This is a genomic window from Streptomyces sp. L-9-10, from assembly GCF_004151105.1.
In the GTDB taxonomy this organism is placed as follows: Bacteria; Actinomycetota; Actinomycetes; order Streptomycetales; family Streptomycetaceae; genus Streptomyces.
In genome coordinates this window covers 1-10,518 of sequence record NZ_PHRF01000103.1, presented here as the reverse complement: position 1 = coordinate 10,518, position 10,518 = coordinate 1, and the positions used below count along the sequence as shown (strand labels likewise).

Here is a 10,518-nt window from a genome sequence, read left to right as displayed (position 1 = left end):
CAACGCCACACCGTCCGCCCCGGCGGGCGACAACCGCACCCGCAGAACGGTCGCACCCGAGGCGTGCAGCCGCACACCCGACCACGCGAACGGCAGCCTGCCGGGAGCGTCGGCGTCGCCCATCAGCCCAATGGCGTGCAGCGTCGCGTCCAGCAGTGCCGGGTGCAGACCGAATCCGTCCGCCCCCACCCCGTCCGGCAGGGCCACCTCGGCGAACATCTCGTCCCCGCTGCGCCACAGCGACCGCAGGCCCTGGAACACCGGCCCGTAGCCGAAACCGCCCGCGGCCATACGGTCGTAGTAGCCGTCCAGGTCCACGGCCTCGGCGCCCGCCGGCGGCCACTCGACCAGGACGGGCTCGACGGACCGGCCGCCCTCGCGCAGCACACCGGTGGCGTGCCGGGTCCACGTGCGGCCGTCCTCCGCGTCACCCGCACTGGAGTGGAAGGTCAGTTCGCGCCGGCCCGACGAGTCCTGGGCACCGACCCATACCTGTACCCGCATCGAGCCGTTCTCGGGCAGGACGAGCGGCGCTTCCAGCGTCAGTTCCTCGACCAGGTCGCAGCCGACCTGGTCACCCGCGCGCACCGCCAGCTCGACGAACGCCGTACCGGGCAGCAGCACCGAACCCATGATCGCGTGGTCGGCGAGCCACGGGTGGGTCTGGACCGACAGGCGACCGGTGAGCAGCACACCGTCCATGCCACCGAGGGCGACGGCGGCGCCCAGCAGCGGATGCTCGGCGGGACCGAGCCCGGCCGCGGTGACGTCACCGGTCTGCGGCACGGGGTCGAGCCAGTAGCGCTCGCGCTGGAACGCGTACGTCGGCAGGTCCAGCCACCGGGCGCCACGGCCGTCGAAGAAGGGCTCCCAGTCCACCCGGACACCGCGTACGTGCAGCTGCCCCGCGGCCGTGGTGGCGGCCACCGCCTCGGGCCGGTCACCGCGCAGCACCGGCACGAAGACCGCGTCCGGCGCGGACTCCTGACCCAGCGCCGACAGCGTCCCGCCAGGACCGACCTCGACGAACGTGCCCACACCCTCGCCCACGAGCGTGCCGACGGCGTCGGCGAACCGTACGGACTCGCGTACGTGCCGCACCCAGTACTCCGGCGACGCCAACTCCTCCGCGCTCGCCCGCGCACCGGTCAGCGTCGACACGATCGGGACGGTCGGCGCCTGGAAGGCCACCGACTCCAGCACCCGGCGGAACTCACCGAGCATCGGTTCCATCAGGGGCGAGTGGAACGCATGGCTCACCCGCAGCCGGGACACCTTCCGCCCCGCGTCACGCCAGCGCTCAGCGACCGCCTCCACATCGGCGGCGACACCGGAGACGACCACCGACGTCGGACCGTTCACCGCCGCGATACCCACGGTCTCCGGCAGCTCAGGCGCGACCTCGGCCTCGGACGCCTGGACCGCCACCATCGCACCGCCCTCGGGCAGCGCCTGCATCAGCGCACCACGCGCCGACACCACCTTCACGGCGTCAGCCAGCGACCACACACCCGACACGTGGGCGGCGGCCAGCTCACCGATCGAGTGCCCGGCCAGCACATCCGGCCGCACACCCCACGACTCCAGCAGACGGAACAACGCCACCTCGACCGCGAACAACGCCGGCTGCGTCACCCCCGTCTCGTTCAGCGCGTCGGCATCCTCGCCCCACAGGACCTCACGCACCCGCGGATCGAACTGACGCAGGACCTCGTCCAAGGCTTCCGCGAACACCGGGAAACGGGCGGACAGTTCACGGCCCATCCCGAGCTTCTGCGCCCCCTGACCCGAGAACAGGAAACCCACCTGGCCGGGTTCGTCGGCGACTCCCCTGACCACGGCGCCACTCGCCCGGCCCTCGGCCACGGCCGCCAGAGCGGCCAGGAACTCGGACCGGTCGGCGGCGACCAGCACCGCACGGTGTTCCAGTACCGCCCGTGAGGACACCAGTGTGCGGCCCACGTCGGCCATGGTGAGATCGGGCGCTTCGTCCACGAAGGACGTGAGCCGCGCGGCCTGCTCCCGCAGCGCTTCCGCGCTCCTGGCCGACAGCACCCACGGCATCAGCCCGTCGCGGGCCTGTCCGGGGGTCTGTTCGGGGGCCTCCTCCCGCTCCACCACGGGGGCCTGCTCGAAGATGACGTGGGCGTTCGTGCCACTGACACCGAACGACGACACACCGGCCCGCCACGGCTGGCCCGTCTCCGGCCACGGCCGCGCCTCCGTCAGCAGTTCCACGGCACCGGCGGACCAGTCCACGTGCGACGACGGCTCGTCCACATGCAGTGTCTGCGGCAGCACACCGTGCCGCATCGCCATCACCATCTTGATCACACCCGCGACACCGGCCGCGGCCTGCGTGTGTCCGATGTTCGACTTCACCGAGCCCAGCCACAACGGCCGGTCGGCGGGCCGGCCCTGGCCGTAGGTCGCCAGCAGCGCCTGCGCCTCGATCGGGTCACCCAGCTTCGTACCGGTGCCGTGCGCCTCGACCGCGTCGACCTGCGCCGCGGAGAGCCGGGCGCTCGCCAGCGCCTGACGGATCACCCGCCGCTGGGACGGCCCGTTCGGCGCCGTCAGGCCGTTGGAAGCGCCGTCCTGGTTCACCGCCGAGCCGCGGATCACCGCCAGTACGGGGTGCCCGTTGCGCTGCGCGTCCGACAGCCGCTCCAGCACCAGCATCCCGACGCCCTCGCCCCAGCCGGTGCCGTCGGCGCCGTCGGCGAACGCCTTGCACCGGCCGTTCGGGGCCAGGCCCCGCTGGCGGCTGAAGTCGATGAACACGCCCGGCGTCGACATCACGGTGACGCCGCCCGCGATGGCGATCGGGGACTCCTCGTGCCGCAGTGCGTGCACGGCGAGGTGCAGGGCGACCAGGGACGACGAGCAGGCGGTGTCGATGGTCAGCGCGGGGCCTTCGAAGCCGAACGTGTAGGAGATGCGCCCCGAGATGACGCTCGCCGCGTTGCCGGTGCCGATGTAGCCCTCATAGCCGTCCGGCACACCGGTGAACACACGTGCCGCGTAGTCCTGGCCGTTGGTGCCGACGAACACGCCCGTCCTGCTGCCGCGCAACGCGTGCGGGTCGATGCCCGCCCGCTCGAACGCCTCCCACGACGTCTCCAGCAGTAACCGCTGCTGCGGGTCCATCGCCGCGGCCTCACGCGGCGAGATCCCGAAGAACGCCGGGTCGAAGTCCGGGACGTCGTAGATGAAGGCGCCCTCACGGGTGTAGCAGGTCCCCTGCCGGTCGGGGTCGTCGTCGAAGAGTGCCTCCAGGTCCCACCCCCGGTTGGTGGGGAACTCGGAGACGGTGTCCCTGCCGTCCAGCACGAGCCGCCACAGGTCCTCCGGCGACCTTACGCCACCGGGGAACCGGCAGCTCATGCCGACGATGGCGATCGGCTCGACATCCCGCTCCTCGTACTCGCGCAGCTTGCCGCGCGCCTCCTGCAGGTCCACGGTGGCCCGCCGGAGGTAGTCGAGGTACTTCTCCTCGTTCGACATGTGTTCCGACCCTTCAGGCGAGTTCATTGGCTCAAGACCTACCGAGTTCTTCGTCGAGCAGCGCGAGCAGTTCGTCCGCCGACGCGGTGCGCACGTCCGGTCCGGACTCGGCGGGTTCCGTGCGGGTGTTCGCTTCGTCCCACATGGACAGCAGAGCGCGGAGGCGGGCACTGACGGCGGCGCTCTGCTGATCGTCCGGCGTCAGGAGGGACAGTGCGGACTCCAGGCGGTCCAGCTCCGCGTCGATGGCCGGCGCCCCGCCTCCCGGCAGTTCGTCGAGCACCTGCGCGGCGAGCGCGGACGGCGTGGGGTGGTCGAAGACGAGCGTCGCGGGCAGGCTCAGTCCGGTGGCCGCGTTGAGGAGGTTGCGGAACTCGACCGAGGTCAGCGAGTCGAAGCCCAGTTCCTTGAACGCCCGGCCGGGTTCCACCAGCTTGGTGTCCTCGTGGCCGAGGACCGCGGCCGCCTGCTCCCGTACCAGCTCCACGACGGCCCGTTCGCGCTCGGGACCGGACAGCGTGGCGAGCCTGGCCGCCAGGTCGAGCGGCATCGCCGCCTCGGCTGCCGCCGGGGCGCGCTGTGCGCCGGCCAGTTCCCGCAGCAGCGGGCTCGGCCGCACCGTCGTGAAGGCCGGGGCGAACACGTCCCAGTCGACGTCCGCCACCAGCGCCGTCGGGTCACCCTGGCGGATGGACCGGTCCAGCGCGGCAACCGCCCGCTCGGGCGCCATCGGGGCCAGGCCGCGGCGGCGCAGGTGGTCGCCGAGCTGCCCCTCGACCATGCCGCCGCCGCCCCACGGCCCCCACGCGACCGCGGTGGCGGGCAGGCCCGCCGCCACGCGCCGTTCCGCGAGCGCGTCGAGGAAGGCGTTGGCGGCCGCGTAGTTCCCCTGGCCCGCCGCGCCGAACGTGCCCGACACCGAGGAGAACATGACGAACGCCGTGAGGTCCCGGTCCCTGGTCAGTTCGTCCAGGTTGACCGCGGCGTCGACCTTCGGCCGCAGTACGGCGTGGAGCCGGTCCGGGGTGAGCGCGGACAGCACGCCGTCGTCCAGGACGCCCGCCGCGTGCACGACCGCGGTGAGCGGGAACTCGTCGGGCACCGAGGCCAGCAGGTCCGCCAGCGCGTCCCGGTCGGCGGCGTCACAGGCCGCGATCGTGACGCGGGCGCCCAGCGCGGTCAGTTCCGCGCGCAACTCCTCGGCGCCCTCGGCGTCCGGCCCGCGCCTGCTGGTCAGCAGCAGATGCTCGGCCCCCCTCGCGACCAGCCACCTGGCGACGTGCGCGCCAAGAGCGCCGGTACCGCCGGTGACCAGCACCGTACCGGTGGGATCCCAGTCACCGGCGCGCCCGGAGGTCACCGGTACGAGCCTCCGGCCGTACACCCCGCCGGCGCGGAGCGCGACCTGGTCCTCTTCCTGCGCGCCGGACAGGACGCCCGCGAGGCGGGCTCCGGTGCGCTCGTCCAGTGTGCCGGGCAGGTCGACGAGGCCGCCCCAGCGCTCGGGGTGCTCCAGCCCGACGACCCTGCCGAGTCCCCACACCATCGCCTGGTCGGGGCTGGCGGGCGTGTCGGAGCCACCGGTCGCGACCCCGCCCCGCGTCGCGCACCACAGCTTCGCGGCGAGGCCGGTGTCACCGAGGGCCTGGACGAGGGCGAGGGTCGCGGCCAGGCCGCCGGAGGGCAGTTCGGGGTCGAGTGCGTACAGCGACAGCACGCCCGCGACGGGCTCGTCGATCGCCACACGGGCCGCCAGCGAGTCCCGGTCCACTGCCCCGCCGGTGTGTACCGGCAGCACCCGCGCACCGTGCTTGCTCAGCGCGGCGGCGACGGATTCCTCACCGGTGCCGTCCCGGCTGACCACGAGCCAGGTGCCCGAGAGCGCGGCGGTGGGCTCGCTCACCGGCAGCCAGGTGACGCGGTAGCGCCAGCCGTCGGCCGCGGAGTTCTCGGCCTGTTCCCGCCGCCACGACGACAGCCGGGGCAGCACCGCGCCGATCGGGTCGTCGGGGGACACGGCCAGCTCGTCCGCCAGCTCACCGAGGTCGCCTTCCGCCACGGCCGCCCAGAACCGCGCGTCGACGGTCCCGGCGATGTCGCCCGAGGAGGCCTTGGCCAGGGTCGGCCAGAACCTCTGCCGCCGGAAGGCGTAGGTGGGCAGGTCGACGTGGGTGCCACCGGCGGTCAGGTCGGTCCAGTCGACGGCGACGCCAAGCACGTGCAGGCTGCCCGCGGCCGTCGCCAGCGCGAGCGTCTCGGACCGGTCGCCGCGCAGCGCGGGTACGAACTCGGCGTCCGGCGCGTTCTCCCGGCCCAGCGCGGTGAGCACCCCGCCGGGACCGATCTCCAGGAACACGTCCGCGCCCTGGTCCCGCAGTGTGGAGACGGCGTCGGCGAACCGTACCGAATCGCGTACGTGCCGCATCCAGTACTCCGGCGAGGCCAACTCCTCCACGGTGGCCCGCGCACCGGTCAGCGTCGACACGATCGGGATCGCGGGCGCCTCGTACGACACCGCTTCCAGTACGCGGCGGAACTCGTCCAGCATCGGCTCCATCAGCGGCGAGTGGAACGCGTGGCTGACGCGGAGCCGCGTCACCTTGCGCCCCGCCTCACGCCAGCGCTCGGCGAGGGCCTCGACATCGGCGTCGACGCCCGAGACGACCACCGATGTCGGGCCGTTCACCGCGGCGATGCCCACGGTGTCGGTCAGCTCCGGCAGGATCTCGGCCTCGGTCGCCTGGATCGCTACCATCGCGCCACCGGACGGCAGCGCCTGCATCAGCCGGCCCCGGGCCGACACCACGGCGGCGGCGTCGGCCAGCGACCACACGCCCGCCACATGGGCCGCGGCCAGCTCGCCGATCGAGTGCCCGGCCAGCAGATCCGGCCGGACGCCCCATGACCCCAGCAGGCGGAACAGGGCGACCTCGACCGCGAACAGCGCCGGCTGCGTCACCCCCGTCTCGTTCAGCGCGTCGGCGTCCTCACCGAACAGCACCTCACGCACCCGCGGGCCGAACTCGTCCAGCACCGTGTCCAGGGCTTCCGCGAACACCGGGAAACGCTCGGACAGTTCACGGCCCATTCCGAGTCGCTGCGAGCCCTGACCGGAGAAGAGGAACGCCAGCCTGTGCCCCGCAGTGACGCCGGAGACCAGCCCGCCCGCGGTCCGCCCCTCGGCGAGTGCCTTGAGGGCCGTGAGCAGTCCGTCGCGGTCCTGCCCGACGACGACCGCCCGGTGGTCGAGGGCGGGTCGCGCCACCGCGAGCGTGGTGGCGACGTCGAGCGGGTTCAGCTCGGGGTGCGCCACGAGGTGGGCGCGCAGCCGGTCGGCCTGCGCCCGCAGCGCGTCGTCGCCTCGGCCCGACACCAGCAACGGCGGCGGCAGTACGGGCGTGCCCGGTGCGGCCTGCGGTGCGGCCTTCCTTACGGCGGCCTCGGTGACGGGTGCCTGCTCGATGATGGCGTGCGCGTTGGTGCCGCTGAACCCGAACGCCGACACACCGAACCGGCGCGGCCGGTCGGTGTCCGGCCAGGAGCGGGCCTCGGTGAGGAGCGCGACATCGCCGGCCGACCAGTCGACCTGCGGAGTGGGCTCGTCCACGTGCAGCGTCTGCGGCAGCACACCGTTCCGCATCGCCATGACCATCTTGATCACACCGGCGACACCGGCCGCTGCCTGGGTGTGTCCGATGTTCGACTTGATCGAGCCGAGCCACAGCGGCTCACCGCCGCGGTCCTGGCCGTAGGTGGCGAGAAGTGCCTGTGCCTCGATCGGGTCGCCGAGCTTGGTGCCGGTGCCGTGCGCCTCCATGGCGTCCACGTCGGACGGGGCCAGGCCCGCGCTCGCCAACGCCTGCCGGATCACCCGCTGTTGCGACGGACCGTTCGGAGCGGTGAGCCCGTTGGACGCACCGTCCTGGTTGATCGCCGAACCCCGCACGACCGCCAGCACCCGGTGCCCGTTGCGCTGCGCGTCGGACAGCCGCTCCAGCACCAGCATGCCGACACCCTCACCCCAGCCGGTGCCGTCCGCGTCCGACGAGAACGGCCTGCACCGGCCGTCGGTGGCGAGGCCCCGCTGGCGGCTGAACTCCATGAACGCGCCCGGCGTCGACATCACCGTCACGCCGCCCGCCAGCGCCAGCGAGCACTCGCCCGCCCGCAGCGCCTGCGCGGCCAGGTGCAGTGCCACCAGCGACGACGAGCACGCGGTGTCGACTGTCACCGCCGGCCCCTCAAGACCGAACGTGTAGGCGATCCGGCCGGACACGACGCTCGCCGCGTTGCCGGTGCCGATGTGCCCCTCGAAACTCTCCTCGCTCGCCGCCAGCAGTGTGGCGTAGTCCTGTGTGTTGGAGCCGGTGAAGACGCCGACGTCGTGCCCCCGCAACGAGTTCGGGTCGATACCGGCCCGCTCGAAGGCCTCCCACGACGTCTCCAGCAGCAGTCGCTGCTGGGGGTCCATCGACAGCGCCTCGCGCGGCGAGATCCCGAAGAACGCCGGGTCGAACTGGTCGACATCGTGCAGGAAACCGCCTTCACGGGCGTAAGAGGTGCCCGCGTGGTCGGGGTCCGGGTCGTACAGCCCGTCCAGGTCCCAGCCGCGGTTGCCGGGGAACTCGCTGATGGCGTCGACACCGTCCAGCACCAGCCGCCACAGGTCCTCGGGCGAATTCACCCCGCCGGGGAAGCGGCAGCTCATGCTCACGAGCGCGATCGGATCGTCGGTCACGGCCGTGGCCACGGTCGTGCGGGTGGGCGCCGCGACGACGGGCGCCCCCGCGAACTCGGCGCCGAGGTGCGCCACGAGCGCGGCGGGTGTCGGGTAGTCGAAGACCAGCGTGGCCGGCAGACGCAGTTCGGTCGCCGCGTTGAGACGGTTGCGGAACTCGACGGCGGTCAGTGAGTCGAAGCCCAGTTCCTTGAAGGCCCGGTCGGGCGCGACGGCATGCGCCGAGCCGTGACCGAGCACCACGGCCACATGGCCGAGCACCAGATCCAGCAGCGCCTTCTCCCGCTCTCCGGCGCTCATGCCGGCCAGCGACTGCGCCAGCGCGGACCCGGCCGCGGCGGAGCCGGACTCGGCGGTCCTGCGTGCCGTACCGCGTACCAGACCACGCAGGAGGTGCGGTACGGGGGCGGAACGCGCCTGCCGCTGCAACACGGCCAGGTCCAGAGGCACCGGCACCAGCGCGGCACGCCCCGTGGAGTTCGCCGCGTCGAACAGCGCCAGACCTTCGGCCGAACCGAGCGGGATCACACCGCCCCTGGCCATCCGGCGTACGTCCGCCTCGTCAAGCCCACCGGCCATGCCGTCGGCATCCGCCCACAGACCCCACGCCAGCGACGTGGCAGGCAGACCGGTGGCCCGGCGATGGTGGGCCAGCGCGTCCAGGAATGTGTTGGCCGCCGCGTAGTTGCCCTGGCCAGGGCCACCGAGAGTGCCGGCGGCCGAGGAGAACAGGACGAACGCGGAGAGGTCCAGGTCGCGGGTCAGTTCGTGCAGGTGCCAGGCCGCGTCGACCTTCGGCCGGAACACCCCGTCGATCCGCTCAGGCGTCAGCGAGCCGATCGTGGCATCGTCCAGGACACCCGCCGTGTGTACGACAGCGGACACGGGATGCTCGGCCAGCAGGCCGGCGACGGCCTGCCGGTCGGCCACGTCACACGCCGCGAACGCCACCTCGGCGCCCAGAGCGACGAGTTCGTCGCGCAGTTCCTCGGCACCTTCCGCCGCGGCGCCGCGCCTGCTGACCAGCAGCAGGTTCCGCACGCCGCGCTCCACGACCAGGTGCCGGGCGACGAGGCCGCCCAGCGTGCCCGTCGCGCCGGTGACCAGCACCGCGCCCGAGCCGAAGCCGGGATCGTCCACCACGGACTGCCGAACCCTCGCCAGGCGGGGTACTCGGATGTCACCGGACCGTACGGTGAGTTGCGGCTCTCCCATGGCCAGCACCGACGGCAGCGCGTCGAGCGAGGCCGCCTCGTCGTCGATGTCGACCAGGACGATCCTGTCCGGGTTCTCCGACTGGGCCGACCGCACCAGGCCCCACACCGCCGCCTGCGCGACGTCCCGTACGTCCTCTTCGGCCGTGGTCGCGATCGCGCCGCTGGTCACGATGGCCAGACGTGAAGCGTCGAACCGCCCGTCGGCGAGCCAGCTCTGCACCACGTTCAGCGCCCAGTGCGCCGCCGCGTGGGCGCCCGCGACCGGGTCGGACGCGGAAGTGACCGGGCACGGCAGAACGACGAAGTCGGGCAGTTCCGCAGACCCCGCCAACGCCTCCAGGTCGCTCCACTCGGTCGTCGGGACATCGCCGTCGGACACCGGCACCGACACCGACACCCAGTCGATGCCGAACAGCGAGTCCCAGTCCTGGCGCGTCAGCGTCGCCGACACGGGGCGCAGTTCCAGCGAGTCGATCGTGGCCACCGGAGCGCCGGTACCGTCCGCGACCGCCAACGCCACACCGTCCGCCCCGGCGGGCGACAACCGCACCCGCAGAACGGTCGCGCCCGAAGCGTGCAGCCGCACACCCGACCACGCGAACGGCAGCCCGCCGAACGCATCGGCATCACCCATCAGCGGGACGGCATGCAACGCCGCGTCCAGCAGCGCCGGGTGCAGACCGAACCCGTCCGCCCCCACCCCGTCCGGCAGGGCCACCTCGGCGAACACCTCATCGCCCTTGCGCCACACCGACCGCAGGCCCTGGAACACCGGTCCATAGGCGAAACCGTCACTGGTCACGCGGCCGTAGAACTCGTCCAGGTCCAGGACCTCCGCGCTTACGGGCGGCCACTCGACCAGGACAGGCTCGACGGACCGGCCGCCCTCGCGCAGCACACCGGTGGCGTGCCGGGTCCACGAACGGCCGTCCTCCGCGTCACCCGCGCTTGAGTAGAGGGTCAGCTCACGTCGGCCGGACTCGTCCTCGGCACCGACCCACACCTGCACCCGCACCGAGCCGTTCTCCGGCAGGACGAGCGGCGCCTCCAGTGCCA

General features: G+C 73.0%; 2 protein-coding genes. Both read right to left on the bottom strand.

From position 1 onward, the window contains the following. Positions 1 to 3,507, bottom strand: a 3,507-nt coding sequence (locus CU044_RS39220) for a type I polyketide synthase (RefSeq protein ID WP_205124105.1), incomplete at its 3' end; no start/stop codon positions are given. A gap of 31 nt (positions 3,508 to 3,538) precedes the next feature. Next, positions 3,539 to 10,477, bottom strand: a complete 6,939-nt coding sequence (locus tag CU044_RS26325) for a type I polyketide synthase (protein WP_345790154.1) — start codon at positions 10,475 to 10,477, stop codon at positions 3,539 to 3,541. Positions 10,478 to 10,518 lie beyond the last annotated feature (41 nt).